We start from the raw sequence: 18,601 nt of genomic DNA, 5'->3' as shown, positions 1-18,601 counted from the left end.
ACTATCCGGCGGTCGGTGCGGCTCTATTCGACCCACCGGAACACATCGAGAATGGCACGCTCACGGCGCACCGACTGGCGACATCCGCGCACGCCGGCTCAACCCTGTGCCGTGACTGCTGTCACGGCCTGTTGATAGCGTGCGGCGATCCGCACTTCGTCGCGATGACGGAAGTCGCGCACCTGCCACCGCCCACCGGTCATCACGTCGCGCACCAGCGGCGTGTTGCCGGCAAACAGGAAGCTGTCCAGCGTGGATTTCTCGGTACGTGCGGCCAGCAGCGGCGAGGTCTCATCCAGCACGATCAGGTCGGCGCGCGCGCCTTCGCGCAGCTCGCCGATCGGCACGCCCGAAGCTTGTGCGCCTCCACGCAGCGCCGCGCTCCACAGCGTTTCGCCGACGCTCTCACCGGGCCGCCGCGCGGCAATGTTGCGGTGGCGCGTCTGCAAGCGCTGGCCGTATTCCAGCCAACGCAATTCCTCCACCGGTGAAACCGAAACATGCGAGTCGGAACCGATACCCAGCGTACCGCCGGCATCCAGGTACGCCGCCAGCGGGAACAGACCGTCGCCGAGATTCGCCTCGGTGGTCGGGCACAGGCCGACCACGGCACCGCTGCCCGCGATCTGCGCTGTTTCCGCCGCGGTCAGATGCGTCGCATGCACCAGGCACCAGCGCGCGTCCACGTCGGCATGATCGAACAGCCATTCCACCGGTCGCGCACCGCGCATGGCCAGGCAATCCTGTACCTCACCGATCTGCTCGGCGATGTGGATGTGAATCGGGCAGTCGCTCGCCAGGCCGCTGGCCAGCACCTCGCGCAGCGCCTTCTCCGGCACCGCGCGCAGGGAATGCAGCGCGATGCCGACGCGCAAGCCGTCGCCCTCGAGCGCCTGCAGCTTCTCCAACAGGCGCAGGTACGCCTCAACATCATGACCGAAGCGTCGCTGTCGCTCGCCCAGCGGGCGGCCGTCGAAGCCACCGCTCATGTACAACACCGGCAACAGGGTCAGGCCGATGCCGGCTTCGCGTGCGGCCTCGACCAGCGCCAGCGACATCGCGTCCGGGGCCGCATACGGTGTGCCATCCGGCTGATGGTGCAGGTAATGGAATTCGCAGACCCGCGTGTAGCCGGCCTTGAGCATTTCGACGTAGAGCTGGACGGCGATGGCCTTGAGCTGGTCCGGGCCGATCGTGGCGGCGAAGCCGTACATGGTTTCGCGCCAGCTCCAGAAGCTGTCTTCCGACTTCCCCCTGCGTTCGGCCAGGCCGGCCATCGCCCGCTGGAACGCGTGCGAGTGCAGGTTCGGCATGCCCGGCAGGACCCAATGCCCGATCGACTCGGCATGTCCGCCGACGTCCTCGGCCAGGTTGCCCGCCTCAGTCACGCCGAATGCCGCCTCAGCCTGCCAGCCACCCGTGCGCCACAATTGATCAGCTTTGTAGTGGGTACCGAGGCTGCGCTCACTCATGGCATGGACTCCGAGGCGACTGAACGCCGCAGTGTAACTGCTCAGCGCACGCCTTCACCCAGCCGCGAGCCCGACTATGCATAATGCCCGCATGACCAGGAAAACCACTGAAAACACCCCTCGCCTGCAACTGCGCCAGGCAAAGTCCACTGATGTCCCGCAACTGGTCGAACTGACCGGGCGGGTCTACGGCCCCGAATGGGGCCACTCGGCGGAAATGCTGCTTTCCCAGCAGACCCATTTTCCGGAAGGCCAGTTCGTGGTCGAGTATGAGGGCCGACTGGTCGGCTATTGCGCCACCTTCCGCATCGACGAAGAGGCCGCGCTGAAGCCGCACACCTGGTCGCAGATTACCGGCGGCGGCATGGGCTCCCGTCACAAGGCCGACGGCACCTGGCTGTACGGCATGGAAGTGGTGGTGCATCCGGACTACCGCGGCATGCGCATTGGCCAGCGGCTGTACCAGGCACGCAAGCGCTTGTGCACCGACCTCAAATTGCGTGGCATCGTGTTCGGCGGTCGCATTCCGGGGCTGGCCAAGAACATGTCGCGCTACGGCAGTGCCGAGGCCTATGTGCAGGCGGTGATCGATGGCAAGCGGCGCGACCTCACACTCAGCTTCCAGCTGCACAACGATTTCGAGATGATCGGCCTGCTGCGCGAATATGTCCCCTCCGACCATGACTCACTCGGCTTCGCCGTGCACCTGGTGTGGCGCAACCCGCGCCTGCTCGACCAGCCGGACATGCCGCCGATCACCTCGCAGCGGCACCTGCCCGATTCGGTACGGGTGGCCTCGGTGCAATATTTCCAGCGTCGCATCCACTCCTTCGAGGAATTCGCCACCCAGGTCGAATACTTCACCGACATCGCCGCCGACTACAACGCGGATTTCGTCACCTTTCCCGAACTGATCACGCTGCAGCTGTTGTCGATCGAGAACACCGAGCTGTCGGCGTTCGACTCGATCCGCAAACTGAGCGAGTACACGCCGCAAGTGAAGGAGCTGTTCACCCGCCTTGCCGTGCACTACAACATCAACATCATTGCCGGCACGCACCCCACCAGGCAGGCCAACGGCGACATCCACAACGTGTGCTACGTGTGCCTGCGCGACGGCTCGCTGCACGAGCGCGAAAAGCTGCACGCGACGCCGAGCGAACGCAACGTGTGGAACATCACCGGTGGCGAGAGCGCCGCCATGGTGCAGACCGACTGCGGCCCGATCGGCGTGATGATCTGCTACGACTCGGAATTTCCCGAGGTGGCGCGGCACCTCACCGACCAGGGTGCACTGATCCTGTTCGTGCCGTTCTGCACCGACGTGCGCGAGGGCTACCTGCGCGTACGCTACTGCTCGCAGGCCCGCGCGATCGAAAACCAGTGCTACGTGGTGCTCTCGGGAAACGTCGGCAACCTGCCCGGGGTCAACAATTTCGACATCCAGTACGGCCAGAGCTGCATCCTCACCCCAAGCGACTTCCCGTTCGCGCGCGATGGCATTGCGGCCGATTCGACACCGAACATCGAGACCGTGCTGTTCGCCGACCTGAGGCTGGAAAGCCTGGCCCGGGCGCGCAATGCTGGTGCAGTGCAGAACCTGAAAGATCGCCGCTTCGATCTCTACGAAACGCGCTGGCGCCCACTCCCGCACTGACGGTAACCGACCAAGGTCTGCGATACTTGCAGGATGACTGAGCCCGCAAAAGCCCCGCCGACCTCATCCAACCCCAGGTTGCAGGCATTGCTCGGTCACGAGTTTTTTGCGCCGCACCAGTGGAAACGCCGACTGGCGCTATGGGTCGGCGCCATTGTCGTGGCGCTGGCAGCGATCCTGTTCGCGAAGGCCAGCACCTGGTCGTATGACCTGTTCCTGATGATGCTCGGTTACGGTGCGTGGATTCCCCTGCTGGTCACGCCGGTGGTGTTCGGACTGCTGGCCTGGGTCACCGAAGGCAAACTTCGCGCCACCCGCGGCAGCGGTATCCCCCAGGTCATCGGCAGCATGCACATCGAGGATGAGGGCTTCCGCCAGCGCATGCTGGCCTTGCCCATCGCCGCGGGAAAGATGGTGCTGACCCTGATCGCCCTGGCGGTAGGCGCCTCGATCGGCCGCGAGGGCCCGACCGTGCATGTTGGCGCCGGTTTGTTCTATTCGTTGGGCCGGCGTTTCGGCTTCACCGACCCCAAGGCTGCCTCGCGCTTCATCCTTGCCGGTGGCGCCTGCGGCATCGCGGCCGCGTTCAACACACCACTGGCTGGCGTGGTATTTGCCATTGAAGAATTGGCCGGCACGTTCGAACACCGTTTCAGCGGCCTGTTGCTTACCGCCGTCATCGTCGGCGGCGTGGTCTCGATGGGCGTACTGGGCAACTATTCCTACTTTGGCGAGGTGCAGGCGAACCTGCCACTGGGCCATGCCTGGCTGGCCGTGCTGCTGACCGGCGTGATCTGCGGCCTGCTCGGCGGGCTGTTCGCGCGCCTGATCCTGCTGAGCCGTCGCGGGCCGCTGGCCTATGTCGGGCGCCTGCGCTCACACGCTCCGGTGCTGTTCGCCACCGGCTGCGGACTGGCGCTGGCGCTGATTGGTTTCTTCTCGCACAACACCGTCTACGGTACCGGTTACGACCAGGCCCGCGCCTTCGTGCAGGAAGCGGCGGTGACACCGGGACAATCTTTCGGCATTGCCAAGCTGCTGGCCAACGTCGTGTCCTACTGGGCCGGCATTCCCGGCGGCATCTTTTCACCCGCGCTCGCCGTTGGCGCGGGCCTGGGCCACAACATCGCCCACTTCCTGCCCAACGTGCCGGCAGCCTCGGTGGTGTTGCTGGGCATGAGTGCCTATCTGGCCGGAGTGACCAGCGCGCCGCTGACTTCGGCCGTGATCGCGATGGAACTGACCGACAACCAGGACATGGTGATCCCGATCATGGCCGCTTGCCTGATTGCGCGCGCGGCATCGTCGCTGTTTTCGCCGACGCCGGTGTACCGCGACTTCGCCGAACGCATGGTGCAGGATTTCGAGCAACAGCAAGCCGCCCGCGCCGAAGCCTCGGAACGGGAACGGGTGGAAGCCGAGGCGCCGACACACGTAGGCAAGACCAGTGCCTTCGACGAACGTGCCGCACCCGAAGACAAGCCCGGCGAAACCCCGCCTGACGACTCGACCACACCCTGAACTGCGGAGCCTGCCCATGACCTCGCCACGCTGGGATCGCTTGTTGTTGAATGCCACCTTGGCTACCTTCGCCGACGACTCGCCCTGTGGCCTGATCGAGCAGGCGGCGATCGCCATGCAGCATGGACGCATCGCCTGGCTGGGGCGCGTGAATGACCTGCCGGATGCGCCGAACGTGCTCGCCGACGAGGTGGAGTCCCTCGATGGCGCGCTGGTGACTCCCGGCCTGATCGACTGCCACACCCACCTGGTATTCGGCGGCGACCGTGCGGACGAGTTCGACCTGCGGCTGAACGGGGCCAGCTACGAGGAGATTGCCCGCGCCGGTGGCGGCATTGTCTCCACCGTCAGGGCGACCCGTGCCGCCAGCGAGGATGTGCTGTACGCCCAGGCGCTGCCGCGCGCGCAGACCCTGCTCGCCGACGGCGTGACCACACTCGAGATCAAGTCCGGCTACGGCCTGGATCTGGACAGTGAGCGGCGCATGTTGCGCGTGGCCCGTCGCCTCGGCCGTGAGCTGGGGATCAGCGTGCGCACCAGCTTTCTCGGCCTGCACGCACTGCCGCCGGAGTTCCACGACCGTCGCGACGACTACGTGGCACTGGTGTGCGACGACATGTTGCCCACACTGGCCGCCGAAGGCCTGGTCGATGCCGTCGACGCGTTCTGCGAGAACATCGGTTTCAGTTCGGCGGAAACCCGCCGACTGTTCGAGCGGGCGCGTGAACTGCGTCTGCCGGTCAAGTTGCATGCCGAACAATTGTCCGACCAGAACGGAGCCGCGCTGGTGGCCGAGTTCGACGGACAATCCGCCGATCATCTCGAATACCTGAGCGAATCCGGCGCCAGGGCCATGGCTGCTGCGGGTACGGTCGCCGTGCTGCTGCCCGGCGCCTACTACACCTTGCGCGAAACAAAGCTGCCGCCGATCGACCTGCTGCGTGAACACAAGGTACCGATGGCGATCGCCACCGACTGCAATCCCGGCACCTCGCCGCTGCTTTCGCTGCGCCTCGCCACCAACATGGCCTGCACCCTGTTCCGCCTGACGCCTGAAGAAGCGCTGCGCGGCGTCACCGTGCATGCGGCACGTGCACTGGGTTTCAATGACCGCGGCACGCTGGCGACCGGACAGCGCGCCGACGTGGTCATCTGGAATGCGCGGCGGCCTGCCGAACTGTGCTACTGGACCGGCGGCAATCTGGCGCGACGCATCTATGTCGGCGGCGAACCCGCGTCCCGCCGCAAGGCAGCAAGACGATCCCCCACCGCCTGATAGAACGCATCGGGCAGCTGCGCCCTGACCGGCACGCGCCACCAGTGCAGTCGCGCAAACCGGCGGCACTTCACTGCGTCCTTGTCGGTCATCAGCACCGGCAAGCCATCGCCAAAGTCCAGGTTCTGCGGTGCAAACAAGTGGTGATCCGGAAACGCGTGTTCGATGACCTTCAGACCAGCCAGGCGCAGGCTGTCGAAAAAGCGATGCGGATTGCCGATGGCTGCCACCGCATGAACATGCCGCCCGTACCAGTCGCTCAGCGCTTCGTACCGATCATCCGCCAGCGCAACCAGTTGGTCACCCTGAAGCTGCATCGGATACTCGCCGCTGGCGGCCACGCCGCCGTTGCACACCCGAAGATCGACCCGTTGCAGGCGGCTCATCGGCTCGCGCAACGGTCCGGCCGGCAACATGCGACGATTGCCGAAGCGCCGTACGCCATCGATCACGCAGATCTCCACATCACGCGCCAAGGCGTAATGCTGCAAACCGTCGTCGGCGATCACCAGATCGCAGCCGGCATCGAGCAGCAGCCGCGCCGCAGCAGGCCGCTCGCGGCCGATCGCCACCGCCACTCCACTGGCGCGAATCAGGCACGGCTCGTCGCCGACCTCGGCCGGGTAAGGCCGGTCGCCCAGCAACATCGGCCCGCGCTGGCTGCCACCATAGCCGCGACTGACCACACCGGGCCGATAACCGCGTGCCCGCAATGCCTCGGCCAGCGCAATCGTCAACGGCGTCTTGCCGGTACCCCCCACGCTGAGGTTGCCGACCACGATGACAGGCACCGGCAGGCGCGTGCTGTGCTTGGCACCGATCCGATAGAGCCAGCCTCGCAGGCGTACCAGGCCGCCGTACAACCCTGCCAGCGGCCAGGTCCACCAGGGCGGCCGGGTATCGCCGTACCAGGCTGATTCGAGCGTATCGATCAGCGCCATGGAGAGTCCTCAGTCGTCGGCCAAGCCGGCCGCGAAATCGTGGAACTGCATGCGATGCAGCGCGGCATACTGTCCGTCCAGCGCGATCAGCTCCGCGTGTGTGCCGCGCTCGACGATACGTCCATGATCCATCACCGCGATCTGGTCTGCGCCCTCGATGGTGGACAGCCGATGCGCGATCACGAGCGTGGTGCGATCCTTCATCAAGCGCTGCAGCGCCTGCTGGATCAATCGTTCCGATTCGGTGTCCAGTGCACTGGTGGCCTCGTCCAGCACCAGGATCGGCGCATTCTTGAGAATCGCACGAGCGATCGCGATGCGCTGGCGCTGACCACCCGACAGCGTGTTGCCGGCCTGCCCCACGCGCGTGTGGATGCCCTGTGGCAAGGCGCTGATGAACTCCATCGCGTTGGCCGCCTCGGCAGCGGCCACGATGTCCGACTCGCTGGCACCGGCAAGCTCGCCGTAGGCGATGTTGTTGGCCACGGTGTCGTCGAACAGCACCACGCTCTGCCCGACCCAGGCGATCTGCCGTCGCAGCGACGCCAGCGTGTAATGCTCGTAGTCCTCGCCGTCCAGCACGACACGGCCGGCGCTGGGTTCGTTGAAGCGCGGCAGCAGGCTGACCAGGCTGCTCTTGCCGCTACCCGAGCGCCCCACCAACGCAGTGACCGTGCCCGGTGCGCAATCGAGATCGACCTCGCGCAGCGCGGCAACATCGTTGCGCGGATAGACCAGACTGACCCCGACGAAGCGGAGTTCACCACGCGTGCGTCCGAGCTCGGCGGTGCCGTGATTCTGCTCCGGCGGAAGATCCATTACCGCGAAAATATCCTCCGCAGCCGACAGACCTCGCTGGATATTCGCCTGCACATTGGTCAACCGTTTCAGCGACGGCAGCATGGTGCCCATCGCGGTAAGCACGGAAAAAAACACGCCGGGGGTAATGTGCGCCAGCACCTGCGGCCGGGTGCCCAGAAACACCAGCGCGGCCAACGCGCTGGCCGCCACCAGTTGCACGGTCGAACTGGATGCGGCGTTGGTGGCCGCGATTTTCAGGTTCAGGCGGCGGGTGTGCCGAGTGATCTCGCCGAACCGCTCCGCCTCGTGGGCCTGGCCGCCATATACGCGCACCTCGCGATGCGCACCCACCGACTCTTCCACGGTGCCGGTGACCGAGCCCATGCTGCCCTGGATGCGTCGGCTGATCTGCCGGTAGCGGCGGGCCACCACGGTGGCCACCAGCGCAATGGCCGGCACCATCACCAACAGCGAAAGCGTGAGGTAGGGGCTGTAGTACAGCATCACGAACAACATCGCGATGACCGTGAAGCCGTCGGTGATCGCGATCTTGGCCGCGCTGCTCGCCGCGGCGGCGACCTGCTCGCTGGTATAGGTGATCCGCGAAACCTGCTGCCCCGACGGCTCGCTGCCGAAATACGGCGCGGGCAGTTTCAAGTAAGCGGAAAAGACTTCCTGCTGCATGGCCTGCACGACATGTCGGCCGATATAGGAGACGCCGTAGTCGCTGACGAAGGTACCCAACGAACGCGCCGAGAAGATCGCGATGATCCAGATCGGCATCCAGAAGATCAGGTACGGATCCTTCTGCGCGAACAAGTTGTCGATCATCGGCTTGATCAGGCCGGTGAACAGCGCCAGGCCGCCGCCGTCGGCCAACATGCCGACAAAGGCGACCAGCCCGATCGCCCAGTAGCTCCGCGTATAGCCGAGCAGGCGCTTGTAGGTCGGCCAGCTTCCGGTATCCGGCGCGTCGGCCTGCTCCGCCTTCATTGCTTGGCGCCCGGCTTGCTCGGCGTGGTCGCAAGAGACAGGTGGGTGAAGCCGAGCTGGCCCAGCGCGTCCATCGCGGTGACCACATTCTGGTTCGGCGTCATCGCGTCGGCGCGAATCGTCACGTTCTGGTCGCGGTTGTCGCCGGCATTGCGCGCGATGGTCTGCTTCAACGGCTCGATGCCCTCGCCCATCACTTCATCGCTGCCCACGTAGAAGCGCCCGTCGCGATCGATCATGATGGTCAGCGCCGGCGCATGCATGTCGCGGTCCGAGGTGCTTGCCTGCGGCAGGGTCACCTTCATCCGCGAATGCTGCACGAAGGTGCTGGTCAGCACGAAGAACATCAGCAGGGTCAGCAGCACGTCGATCAACGGGATCACGTTGATCTCGAAATCGTCCCCACGGCGGTCGTTGCTGATACGCATCGCCCGCGCCTCAGCCCGCGCTCGGCGCGGCCGGAGCCGGGCTGCGACGGGCCCGGGCCGGCGCGGGAGCCGCCAAGGTCAGGTCATCGAGCAGGGCCGTGGCCTGCTTCTCCATCTGCACGCAATAGCCGGCCACGCGCGAACGGAAGTAGCGATGCAGCACATACGCGGGAATCGCCACGGTCAGGCCGGAGGCTGTGCAGATCAGCGCCTCGCCGATGCCGCCCGCCATCTTGGCCGGGTCGCCGATGCCGCCGCCCATCACTTCCATGAACATGCGGATCAGGCCGATCACGGTGCCGAACAGCCCCAGCAGCGGGCCGATCAGGGCGATCGTGCCCAGCGTATTGAGGTAGCGTTCCATCCGGTGCACCACGTGCCGGCCGGTGTCCTCGATGCGCTCCTTGATGATCTCGCGTGGCTGCCGGCGCACCGCCAATGCCGCGGCCAGCAGTTCACCCAGCGGCGAGCCGCTCGACAAGGTTTCCAGGTGTTTCGGGTCAAGCTGGCCCGAACGCGCCCACTGGCGCACCTCGTCGCCCAGGCCCGGCGGCAGCACCGAGCTGCGACGCAAGGTCCAGCAACGCTCCAGCACGATCGCCAACGCGACCGCCGAACAGATCAGGATGGGCACCATCGCCCAGCCGCCCGCCATCAGAATATCCAGCACCTTTCAACCTCGCCGCGCCATGCTCCGGGAAGCGCGCATGATAGCAGCGTCGCCCGCGCGTACTGCGGCAGGCGTGGCAATCCGGCGATCCACACGCGCCTATTCGCGCCAGTAGCGCTGTTGGCGCAAGCGCCAGCCCTGTTCGCGTCGGGGCGGCCCGTCGGCCGGAAAATCCACCGCCATCGCTCCCTGTACTGCGGTATTGAAGAACGGCACGTGAGCCGCGGCGTAGCGTGCCACCACTTCGGGGCGTGGATGACCGAAGCGATTGCGCCAACCCGCCGAAACCAGCGCCAGTGGCGGCTGCAATGCCGCGATGAACTCGGCGCTGGACGAACTCTTGCTGCCATGGTGGGGCACCAGCAGCACCGGCGTCGGACCAGCACCCAATGCGGCCACCACCGCCGGCTCCATGCGGGAGCTGATGTCGCCGGTGAGCAGCAGACGCGCGCCGCGCGTCTCGACCAACAGCACGCAGGAACTGTCGTTGTCGCGACCGCCGCCGCCCGGACCCGGACTCAGTACGCGAAAACGCACGCCATCCCACTGCCAGGCCTGCCCGGCGACACATTGCGTCATGGGCACATGCATGCGTGCCGGCTCACCGGCGAGTCGACGTGCCTTCGGAAAAGCCTCGATCACGGCCTCGGCGCCCCCGGCATGATCGTTGTCGCCGTGGCTGATCATCAACATGTCCAGCCGAGTAATGCCCAGCGCGTGGATTGCCGGCAACACGGCCGCGTCACCCAGGTTGAAACCCGAGGGATAGCGCGCACCGGTGTCGTAGACCAGCGTGTGACCATGCGTGCGCAGCAGCACCGACAAGCCCTGCCCCACATCCAGCACCCACGCCTGGAAGGCCCCTTCGGCCGGCACGATGCGCAGCGGCAGCAACAGCGGCAGGAACAGCAAGGCGCCGAGCCAGCGCAGCGGCACACCGCGCGGCAGGAACATCCAGATGGCTCCAAGCAGCGCCAGCAGCAGGGCCAACGGTTGCACCATCGGCAGATACCAATGGGCGCCAGGCCAGCCTGCCATGCGTTCCAGCAGCCACCATTGCCCGTGCACGATATGCGCCGCCAGCCACAGCACCGGCGCGGCCAGCGGCGGGCACACCGCCAGCAGCAACATGCCGAGCAAGGCGCACGGCACGATCACGAAACTGACCAGCGGCACCGCCACCAGGTTGGACAACGCCCCGACCAGCGAAGCCTGGCCAAAGAACCACAGGGTCAGCGGCAGCAGCGCCACGGTCATCAGCAGTTGCCCGGCTGACAGCTCATGCAGGAACGCACGCCAGCCCCGCCCCCGTGACTGCAGAAACAGGATCAGGAACGCCACGCCCACAAAGGATAGCCAGAACCCTGCCGCCAGCACCGCCAACGGATCGACCAGCAGGATCGCGATCAATGCCAACGCCAGCGAGTGGGCACCGCCGCCACGTCGGCGGCTGCAGCGCGCCAATGCCACCACGGCGATCATCAACAGCGTGCGCACGGTAGGCAGGCCGAAACCTGCCAGCGCACTGTAGACGCCCGCCGCCCACAGGGCGGCCGCAGCCTGTGCCTGCGGGCGCGGCAACCACAGACCAAACCGCGGGAACAACGCGTAAGCCAGCCACGCCAGCCATACGCCAAACACCGCCGCCACACCCACATGGAACCCGGATATCGCGATCAGATGCGACACCCCGTTGGCTCGCGCCACCGCCCAGTCGTCCTGACCGAGCCCGCGCGTATCCCCCACCGAGAACGCACGCAGCAAGGCGGCATCATGCCGATCGGGCACACGCGCCTCGATCGCATCGGCGATCGCCGCGCGCACACCATCGACGCACCAGAACGGCGCAGCCAGGCGGGTATTGTCCTCGTCGTCACGCACGTAACCGGTGGCATGGATGCCGCGCTCCAGTGCTGAACGCTCACTGTCGGCCGCACCAGGATCAAGCAGGCCGCGCGGCCGCTTCAGGCGCAGCAGCAGATGCCAGCGCGTACACGCCTGCAGCGGCGGCGCACCCTGGTACCAGGACACCGTGATACGCCCATGCAGATCCAGCGGCTTGCCATCCAGCGTCGCACGCTCCACCCGCAGGGAGAACCGGCTGGCATCGGTACGCGCCAACGGCAGACCGACCAGGGTGCCCACCACCGCGATGTCGCGCCCTTCCAGCGCGCGCGGCAATCGGGCATCCATCGCCAGTGCGCCGCGCCAAAGCGCCCAACCCACGCCCAGCAGCGTCCAGGCGAGCCAGCGCCAACGCGGCAAGCGCCAGCCCAGAACGGACGCACCGACCAGGACGAGTAGCGCCGACCAGGATGGCGGCAACCAAGGCAGGCCCTGCACCAGCAATACGCCGACCAGCAACGCAATGGCCGCGATGATTGCCGTAGATCCCGCCCTCCCTTGTGCCATGCCGCCGGTCCCGCTCCTTGCTGGATACGGTCGAGCCTAGCGCGGCAGCGAGGTTGGCGTGGATGAAAAACCCGTAGGCGCAAGCCGATACATCGCGCTTGCAGGTACGGTGTCAGCTGGCCGGCGTTTCCTGCAGCACGCCGTTGTGCAACACCAGAGTGCGGTCCATCTTCGCCGCCAGGTGCGGATCGTGGGTGACCAGGATGAAACTGGTGCCGATCTCGCGGTTGAGCTCCAGCATCAGCGCGTAGACCTGGGCAGCATTTGCCTCGTCGAGGTTGCCGGTGGGTTCATCGCCGAGCACACAGGCAGGCCGGGTGACCAGCGCGCGCGCCACGGCACAGCGCTGGCGCTCGCCGCCGGAAAGTTCGGAGGGCTTGTGATGGGTACGCGATCCCAGACCGACCCGCTCCAGCAAGGCCACGGCCTGCTTCTGCGCCTCGTCGATCGCGGTGCCCCGAATCAGCAGCGGCATGCACACGTTTTCCAGCGCCGTGAATTCCGGCAACAGGTGATGGAACTGGTAGATGAAGCCCAACGAACGATTGCGCACGCGACCGCGTTCGGCGTCGGAGAGCTTCGACAGCACGCGACCGTCCACCTCCACCTCGCCGGCGGTGAGCGTATCGAGCCCGCCGATGATGTGCAGCAAGGTGCTCTTGCCCGACCCCGACGCACCGACGATCGCCATCGTCTCGCCGCGGCGCAGCGTGAAGCTCACGTCGCTCAGCACATTGGTGCGCAAACCACCCTCGGCGTAGGTCTTGGCCACGTTGCTTGCACGCAGCACGTTTTCGTTCGACGGCATCGCGATCTTCTCATTCATAGCGCAGCGCCTGCGCCGGCTGCGTACGCGATGCGCGCCACGCGGGATACAGGGTAGCCAGCAGCGAGAACACGAAGGTGAGCAGCGCCACCCAGCCCACGTCATGCCAGTCCAGGCGACTGGGTACCTCACTGATGTAGTAGACATCCGGTGACAGGAAGGTCACATGGAACGTGTGCTCGATCCATTTGATGATGCCGGGCAGCTTCCAGGACAACAGCGAGCCCAGCCCAACGCCGAAACCGATGCCGACAAAGCCCACCAGCAGCCCCTGCACCATGAAGGTGCCCATGATGCTGCGCGGCGTGGCCCCCAGCGTGCGCAGGATCGCGATGTCGGCCTGCTTGTCGGTGACCAGCATCATCAGCATCGAGATCAGGTTGATCACCGCCACCAGCACGATCAGCGACAGGATGATGAACATCACCATCTTCTCCATTGACAGCGCATGGAACAGGTTGGCGTTGTCGTCCATCCAGGTGCGCACGCCGTAGTACTGGCCCAGTTTGTCGGCCAGCTCGCGCGCCACCGGGCGTGCACTGAACAAGTCATCGAGGCGCAGGCGGATGCCGGTCGGCCCGCTGAGGCCATTGAGCTTTTCCGCGTCGTGCATGTTGACCAGGGCCAGCCCGGAGTCGAACTGTTCCATGCCCAGCTGGAACGTGCCGACAACATGAAAACTGCGCATGCGCGGAATACCGCCCATCGGCGTGGCGCGCATCTCCTGCACGGCCATCGTCACCCGGTCGCCCACGCCGACGCCCAGCTGCATGGCCAGATCGTGGCCGAGGATGATGTTCCAGCTGTTCGGAGTCAACTGGTCGAGCTTGCCTTCGACCATGTGCTGCCCGATATCGACCACCTTCGGCTCCTCCGCCGGGTCGATGCCACGCACCCTTGCCCCGGCGGATCGCCGCGCCAGCAACATGGCCTCGCTCTCGACATACGGCGCCGCGCCGAGCACGTGCGGGTTCTCATGCGCGATCTTGAGCGCTTTCGGCACGTCCTTGATGGCGTCGTCGATGCTCACGATGGTTGCTTGCGACACGGCGCCAAGGATGCGCGAACGCATTTGGTAGTCGAAGCCGTTCATCACCGACATCACCGTGATCAGGGCGATCACGCTGATCGCGATGCAGACGATCGAGACGGTGGAGATGAACGAGATGAACTGATTGCGGCGCTTGGCGCGCGTGTAGCGCAGGCCGATGAAAAGTTCGAGCGGTCGAAACATGGGCGATTCGCTTGTGGGGGTCACTGGGCGGGCCGCCCGGTCATCCATTATCAGGTATTCGATGAGACCGCGCTGACGGCGCGAAGTTGCCGGCTCTCAGAACCTCGGCAACGCCTCGCCGGGCGTCAGCGTGGCCAGCCGCATGCGCAGGCGGCGACGAATATCGGCATCGCTGTTGTCCGGTGCCAGCAACAGCGCGTGCACGCCGCGCTCAGCGGTACGCAGACGCAGCAGCACCAAGACGCCAAGCACGCGGAACGAGAGCAGTTCGGCCGGCACGTCCTCGTTGTCGGCCATGTGCAAGGTCCAGTCCAGCTCCGCGCCCCACCCCGCCGCCACGACTGCTGCGGTCCGCAACTGACGGAGTGCGCGCCAGGTCGCCAGCAGGACAGCAACGATCAACGCCAGGCGAACCCACAACGGCAGCGCGCAATACATCACGGCGAGCAAGGCCAGCACCGCGACGAGCAGCATCACGCGCTGCAACCAGCGCGAGGGCGAATAATCAAAGCCGATGGCGGGCGCGGATGTCATCGATGATCGCCTGCCAGTCCGCGCGCCCGGGACGGGCATGACCCATCACCCAGTCCCAGAGTTCCGGATCCTGCACATCGAGCAGTTCGTCGAAAGCTTGTCGCTGGGCTTCGTCGGCGGCATCAAAGCATTCCTCCAACCACCCTCCGAACATCGCGTCCAGTTCACGCGTGCCTCGACGAGCACGCCAGCGCAGGCGGTTCAGAGCGGAGGCTAGGGACTCGGGACTCGGGACTCGGGACAATTCGGCAACATCGACGTTCGCCGCGAGGCTCGGGTGACCAGGCGTAGGCTCCTTCCGAGTCCCGCCTGCACTCATGCGCTACGCCGCTCCACCATCAACTTCTTGATCTCGGCAATCGCCTTGGCCGGGTTCAGTCCCTTCGGGCAGGTGCGCGTGCAGTTCATGATGGTATGGCAGCGATACAGCTTGAACGGGTCTTCCAGGTCATCGAGCCGCTCGCCGGTGGCTTCATCGCGGCTGTCGGCGATCCAGCGATAGGCCTGCAGCAGGATCGCCGGGCCGAGATACTTGTCGCCGTTCCACCAGTAACTCGGGCAACTGGTCGAGCAGCAGGCGCACAGGATGCACTCGTACAGTCCGTCGAGCTTCTTGCGCTCTTCCGGCGACTGCAGCCGTTCATCAGCGGGCGCGGGGCTCTGCGTGCGGATCCAGGGCTTGATCGATGCGTACTGGGCATAGAAATGGGTCAGATCGGGAACCAGATCCTTCACCACCGGCATGTGCGGCAGCGGATAGATCTTCACGTCACCCTTGGTCACGCTGTCGATCGCGCAGATGCAGGCCAGCGTGTTGGTCCCGTCGATGTTCATCGCACAGGAACCGCAAATGCCCTCGCGGCAGGAGCGGCGCAAGGTGAGCGTGGGATCGATCTCGTTCTTGATCTTCAGCAGCGCATCCAGAACCATCGGGCCGCACGCAGCCAGATCGACCTCGTACGTGTCGATGCGCGGATTCTTGTCGTCATCCGGCGACCAGCGGTAGATACGAAACGTCCGCGGCTGCTTCGCGTCCTTGGCCGGGTAATGCTTGCCGGGCTGGATCTTGGAGTTCTTTGGCAGCGTGAATTCACCCATGGCAATGCCCTTCAATATTCTGGAAAACCGGACGTGACATCGGTCGCGCCAACTCAGTAAACACGCTTGGCCAAGGCAACCGATTCCACCTCGTCGGTCAGCGTGTTCAGATGCACGGGACGGTAGTCGAAGCGTGTCTTGCCCGCTGGATCAACCCATACCAGCGTGTGCTTCAACCATTGATCGTCGTCGCGCTCCGGGAAATCTTCGCGTGCATGGGCACCGCGTGATTCCGGGCGCTGCTCGGCCGAGTGCATGGTCGCCACTGCCTGGTCCAGCAGGTTGGCAAGTTCGAGCGTTTCGATCAGGTCGGTGTTCCACACCAGCGAGCGATCGCTGACCTTGACGTCCTTGAACGTATCGAACACTTCGGAAATCTTCTGCTTGCCTTCGGCCAGTGTGTCGCCGGTGCGGAATACCGCGCCATAGCGCTGCATCGTCCGTTGCATGTTGAGGCGGATCGCCGCCGTGGGCGTGTTGCCGTCGGCGTGGCGCAGCTTGTCGAAACGCTCCAGCGCCTTGTCCAGCGCACTGGCCGGCAGATCCTTGTGCGCAGCGCCCGGCTCGATGATCTCGGCGCAGCGATTGGCGACGGCGCGCCCGAACACGACCAGGTCAAGCAGTGAATTGGAACCGAGGCGATTGCCGCCGTGCACGGACACGCAGGCTGCTTCACCGATGGCAAACAGGCCCGGCACGACCACGTCCATGTCGTCGCCGCGCTTCTGCACGACTTCCCCATGGTAGTTGGTGGGAATGCCGCCCATGTTGTAGTGCACGGTCGGCAGTACCGGGATCGGCTGCTTGGTGACGTCCACGCCGGCAAAAATGCGCGCGGACTCGGAGATGCCTGGCAGACGCTCGTGCAGCACCTCGGGCCCCAGGTGCATCAGGTTCAGGAAGATGTGGTCCTTGTGCTCACCGACGCCGCGACCCTCGTTGATCTCCACCGTCATTGCGCGGCTGACCACATCGCGCGAGGCAAGATCCTTAGCATGCGGAGCATAGCGCTCCATGAAGCGCTCACCCTCGGAGTTGGTGAGGAAGCCACCCTCGCCACGCACGCCTTCGGTGATGAGGCAGCCGGCGCCGTAAATGCCGGTGGGGTGGAACTGCACGAACTCCATGTCCTGCAGGGCCAGCCCGGCCCGCAACACCATGCCACCGCCATCGCCGGTGCAGGTATGCGCCGAGGTGGCACTGAGGTAAGCACGACCATAACCGCCCGTTGCAAGTACCACGGCCTGGCCGCGGAAAAAGTGCAAGGTCCCTTCGTTCATGTCCAACGCCAGCACACCGCGGCAGACACCCTCCTCGTCAAACACCAGGTCGATGGCGAAATACTCGACGAAGAACGTGGCGTCATGCGCCAGCGCCTGCTGGTAGAGCGTATGCAGGATCGCGTGGCCGGTGCGGTCGGCGGCAGCACAGGTGCGCTGCGCCGTGCCCTTGCCGTAATGCGTGGTCATGCCGCCGAACGGGCGCTGGTAAATCTTGCCATCATCCGTGCGCGAAAAAGGCACGCCGTAGTGTTCAAGCTCGATCACCGCTTCCGGCGCGTGCTTGCACATGTACTCGATCGCGTCCTGATCGCCCAGCCAGTCGCCGCCCTTGACCGTGTCGTAGAAATGGAAGCGCCAGTTGTCTTCGCTCATATTGCCCAGCGCAGCGGCGATGCCGCCCTGTGCTGCCACGGTATGCGAGCGGGTCGGGAACACCTTGGTGATGCACGCCGCCTTGAGTCCTTTCTCGGCCAGGCCGAAGGTGGCGCGCAGGCCCGCGCCACCGGCGCCGACCACGACCACGTCATAAAGATGTTGCTGAACTTTGTAGCTTTCCATGAAATCGCGGCCTCGCGTCTTGTCTTATGGGGTCAGCGCAATGCGCAGCACGGCGAGCACGCCTGCCAGGGCGCCCAGCACCGCGAGGAACTTGATCGCCACCAGCAGCACGACTTCCTTCCAGCGGGTGTGCACGTAGTCCTCGATCACCACCTGCAGACCAAGCACCGCATGCCAGAACATGGTGAGCACGAACGCGATCAGCAGCAGCGCATTCCATGGCTTGGCCACGGTGGCGCGCGCCGTCGCGTAATCGGCGTGCAACAGGCACAACACGGTGATCACGAACCAGATGCCAAGCAGCACCAGCGCCGCGGCGGTGACCCGCTGGGTCCACCAATGGCTCACGCCGGACTGGGAAGAACCCAGACCGCGTGCAACTTTCATCGGGTTGCGCCGATCCTTCGCCACGGCTTCCTTCCCGCTCATGCCGCACCTCCCGCCATCAGAACATAAGCCCATACCACCACGGTCAGCACGATGCTACCGGCAACCGACAACCAGCTGGAGCGCACAAACTGCGGAATCTCGTAACCGAGACCGGCATCCTGGATCAGGTGACGGATGCCGTTGCACAGGTGGTAGAACAATGCCCAGCTCCAGCCGAGCATCAGGATGATGCCGATCGGGCTGCCGATGAGATGCCTGAAATCGTTGAAGCTGCTTTCGCCGGCGGCCAGTTGCAGCAGACCACAAACCACCAGCAGGCTGCCGACCGCCAATGCGATGCCGGTGGCGCGATGCGTGATGGAGGTCATCATCTGCACCTGCCTCTTGTAGATCTGCAGGTGCGGCGAGAGCGGTCGTTGCGTATTTGCCATGGCGGCTATCCTGAATTGGAATCGCTGGTGTTCGTACATGTGTCCGTGCCGACCCCTGCTATCGCAAACGTCGACA

Annotated in this window: 17 protein-coding genes; 3 read left to right on the top strand and 14 right to left on the bottom strand. The window is 65.3% G+C overall.

Annotation, left to right across the window (positions count from 1 at the left end):
* Window positions 1-98: 98 nt before the first annotated feature.
* On the bottom strand, window positions 99-1,472 hold the full coding sequence (locus AC0L58_RS07010; RefSeq protein WP_473688011.1) for a formimidoylglutamate deiminase: 1,374 nt from the start codon (window positions 1,470-1,472) through the stop codon (window positions 99-101).
* 91 nt (window positions 1,473-1,563) lie between these two features.
* Here AC0L58_RS07010 and AC0L58_RS07005 point away from each other — a divergent pair, with 91 nt between their 5' ends.
* Genes AC0L58_RS07005 through hutI form a run of 3 tightly spaced genes read left to right on the top strand, consistent with a single transcriptional unit; the run spans window position 1,564 to window position 5,926 of the window.
* Window positions 1,564-3,129 carry a GNAT family N-acetyltransferase gene (locus tag AC0L58_RS07005; protein ID WP_473688009.1) on the top strand — a complete coding sequence of 522 codons (1,566 nt, stop codon included), beginning with the start codon at window positions 1,564-1,566 and terminating at the stop codon, window positions 3,127-3,129.
* Between the two features lie 33 nt (window positions 3,130-3,162).
* Window positions 3,163-4,650: a chloride channel protein gene (locus AC0L58_RS07000; protein WP_473688007.1), complete on the top strand. Its 1,488-nt coding sequence runs from the start codon at window positions 3,163-3,165 to the stop codon at window positions 4,648-4,650.
* Window positions 4,651-4,666: 16 nt separating this feature from the next.
* A complete protein-coding gene (gene hutI, locus AC0L58_RS06995) occupies window positions 4,667-5,926 on the top strand; it encodes an imidazolonepropionase (protein WP_473688005.1) in 1,260 nt (419 codons plus the stop codon).
* Here hutI and lpxK read toward each other — a convergent pair.
* The 13 genes from lpxK to sdhC all read right to left on the bottom strand — a co-directional run bounded on the left by lpxK (window position 5,866) and on the right by sdhC (window position 18,525).
* A complete protein-coding gene (lpxK, locus tag AC0L58_RS06990) occupies window positions 5,866-6,867 on the bottom strand; it encodes a tetraacyldisaccharide 4'-kinase (protein ID WP_473688003.1) in 1,002 nt (333 codons plus the stop codon). The two genes, hutI and lpxK, sit on opposite strands and share 61 nt — an antisense overlap.
* A 9-nt stretch (window positions 6,868-6,876) precedes the next feature.
* Window positions 6,877-8,661, bottom strand: a complete 1,785-nt coding sequence (msbA, locus tag AC0L58_RS06985) for a lipid A export permease/ATP-binding protein MsbA (RefSeq protein ID WP_473688001.1) — start codon at window positions 8,659-8,661, stop codon at window positions 6,877-6,879.
* The gene (locus AC0L58_RS06980) at window positions 8,658-9,089 is read right to left on the bottom strand and encodes an ExbD/TolR family protein (RefSeq protein WP_473687999.1); all 432 of its coding nucleotides are present in this window, start codon (window positions 9,087-9,089) and stop codon (window positions 8,658-8,660) included. The genes msbA and AC0L58_RS06980 overlap by 4 nt, the downstream gene beginning before the upstream one ends.
* A gap of 10 nt (window positions 9,090-9,099) precedes the next feature.
* Entirely contained in the window at window positions 9,100-9,759 is a 660-nt protein-coding gene (locus AC0L58_RS06975; protein WP_473687997.1) for a MotA/TolQ/ExbB proton channel family protein, read from the bottom strand.
* A gap of 99 nt (window positions 9,760-9,858) precedes the next feature.
* Window positions 9,859-12,171: a DNA internalization-related competence protein ComEC/Rec2 gene (locus tag AC0L58_RS06970; RefSeq protein WP_473687995.1), complete on the bottom strand. Its 2,313-nt coding sequence runs from the start codon at window positions 12,169-12,171 to the stop codon at window positions 9,859-9,861.
* Between the two features lie 112 nt (window positions 12,172-12,283).
* Window positions 12,284-12,997, bottom strand: a complete 714-nt coding sequence (gene lolD / locus AC0L58_RS06965) for a lipoprotein-releasing ABC transporter ATP-binding protein LolD (RefSeq protein WP_473687993.1) — start codon at window positions 12,995-12,997, stop codon at window positions 12,284-12,286.
* Entirely contained in the window at window positions 12,990-14,231 is a 1,242-nt protein-coding gene (locus AC0L58_RS06960) for a lipoprotein-releasing ABC transporter permease subunit (RefSeq protein WP_473687992.1), read from the bottom strand. Before AC0L58_RS06960 ends, lolD begins: the two co-directional genes overlap by 8 nt.
* Before the next feature lie 96 nt (window positions 14,232-14,327).
* Window positions 14,328-14,765 carry a protein YgfX gene (locus AC0L58_RS06955; protein ID WP_473687990.1) on the bottom strand — a complete coding sequence of 146 codons (438 nt, stop codon included), beginning with the start codon at window positions 14,763-14,765 and terminating at the stop codon, window positions 14,328-14,330.
* Window positions 14,737-14,919 (bottom strand): FAD assembly factor SdhE, encoded by a 183-nt coding sequence (locus AC0L58_RS06950; RefSeq protein ID WP_473687988.1) that lies wholly within the window; start codon window positions 14,917-14,919, stop codon window positions 14,737-14,739. Before AC0L58_RS06950 ends, AC0L58_RS06955 begins: the two co-directional genes overlap by 29 nt.
* 161 nt (window positions 14,920-15,080) lie before the next feature.
* Window positions 15,081-15,863: a succinate dehydrogenase iron-sulfur subunit gene (locus AC0L58_RS06945; RefSeq protein WP_473687986.1), complete on the bottom strand. Its 783-nt coding sequence runs from the start codon at window positions 15,861-15,863 to the stop codon at window positions 15,081-15,083.
* Window positions 15,864-15,916: 53 nt separating this feature from the next.
* A complete protein-coding gene (sdhA, locus tag AC0L58_RS06940; RefSeq protein WP_473687984.1) occupies window positions 15,917-17,704 on the bottom strand; it encodes a succinate dehydrogenase flavoprotein subunit in 1,788 nt (595 codons plus the stop codon).
* 24 nt (window positions 17,705-17,728) lie between these two features.
* Window positions 17,729-18,133, bottom strand: coding sequence for a succinate dehydrogenase, hydrophobic membrane anchor protein (gene sdhD, locus AC0L58_RS06935; RefSeq protein WP_473687982.1), 405 nt, complete (start codon window positions 18,131-18,133; stop codon window positions 17,729-17,731).
* Window positions 18,130-18,525: a succinate dehydrogenase, cytochrome b556 subunit gene (sdhC, locus tag AC0L58_RS06930; RefSeq protein ID WP_473687980.1), complete on the bottom strand. Its 396-nt coding sequence runs from the start codon at window positions 18,523-18,525 to the stop codon at window positions 18,130-18,132. Before sdhC ends, sdhD begins: the two co-directional genes overlap by 4 nt.
* Window positions 18,526-18,601 lie beyond the last annotated feature (76 nt).

This window comes from Rhodanobacter sp. G2-10, from assembly GCF_055809185.1.
This window is presented reverse-complemented; position numbering and strand designations above follow the sequence as displayed.

Bases quoted from the DNA above. Each gene is read 5' to 3' on its own strand.
- AC0L58_RS07010 (WP_473688011.1), bottom strand. From the start codon at position 1,472: ATGAGTGAGCGCAGCCTCGGTACCCACTACAAAGCTGATCAATTGTGG.
- AC0L58_RS07005 (WP_473688009.1), top strand. From the start codon at position 1,564: ATGACCAGGAAAACCACTGAAAACACCCCTCGCCTGCAACTGCGCCAG.
- AC0L58_RS07000 (WP_473688007.1), top strand. From the start codon at position 3,163: ATGACTGAGCCCGCAAAAGCCCCGCCGACCTCATCCAACCCCAGGTTG.
- hutI (WP_473688005.1), top strand. From the start codon at position 4,667: ATGACCTCGCCACGCTGGGATCGCTTGTTGTTGAATGCCACCTTGGCT.
- lpxK (WP_473688003.1), bottom strand. From the start codon at position 6,867: ATGGCGCTGATCGATACGCTCGAATCAGCCTGGTACGGCGATACCCGG.
- msbA (WP_473688001.1), bottom strand. From the start codon at position 8,661: ATGAAGGCGGAGCAGGCCGACGCGCCGGATACCGGAAGCTGGCCGACC.
- AC0L58_RS06980 (WP_473687999.1), bottom strand. From the start codon at position 9,089: ATGCGTATCAGCAACGACCGCCGTGGGGACGATTTCGAGATCAACGTG.
- AC0L58_RS06970 (WP_473687995.1), bottom strand. From the start codon at position 12,171: ATGGCACAAGGGAGGGCGGGATCTACGGCAATCATCGCGGCCATTGCG.
- lolD (WP_473687993.1), bottom strand. From the start codon at position 12,997: ATGAATGAGAAGATCGCGATGCCGTCGAACGAAAACGTGCTGCGTGCA.
- AC0L58_RS06960 (WP_473687992.1), bottom strand. From the start codon at position 14,231: ATGTTTCGACCGCTCGAACTTTTCATCGGCCTGCGCTACACGCGCGCC.
- AC0L58_RS06955 (WP_473687990.1), bottom strand. From the start codon at position 14,765: ATGACATCCGCGCCCGCCATCGGCTTTGATTATTCGCCCTCGCGCTGG.
- AC0L58_RS06950 (WP_473687988.1), bottom strand. From the start codon at position 14,919: ATGTTCGGAGGGTGGTTGGAGGAATGCTTTGATGCCGCCGACGAAGCC.
- AC0L58_RS06945 (WP_473687986.1), bottom strand. From the start codon at position 15,863: ATGGGTGAATTCACGCTGCCAAAGAACTCCAAGATCCAGCCCGGCAAG.
- sdhA (WP_473687984.1), bottom strand. From the start codon at position 17,704: ATGGAAAGCTACAAAGTTCAGCAACATCTTTATGACGTGGTCGTGGTC.
- sdhD (WP_473687982.1), bottom strand. From the start codon at position 18,133: ATGAGCGGGAAGGAAGCCGTGGCGAAGGATCGGCGCAACCCGATGAAA.
- sdhC (WP_473687980.1), bottom strand. From the start codon at position 18,525: ATGGCAAATACGCAACGACCGCTCTCGCCGCACCTGCAGATCTACAAG.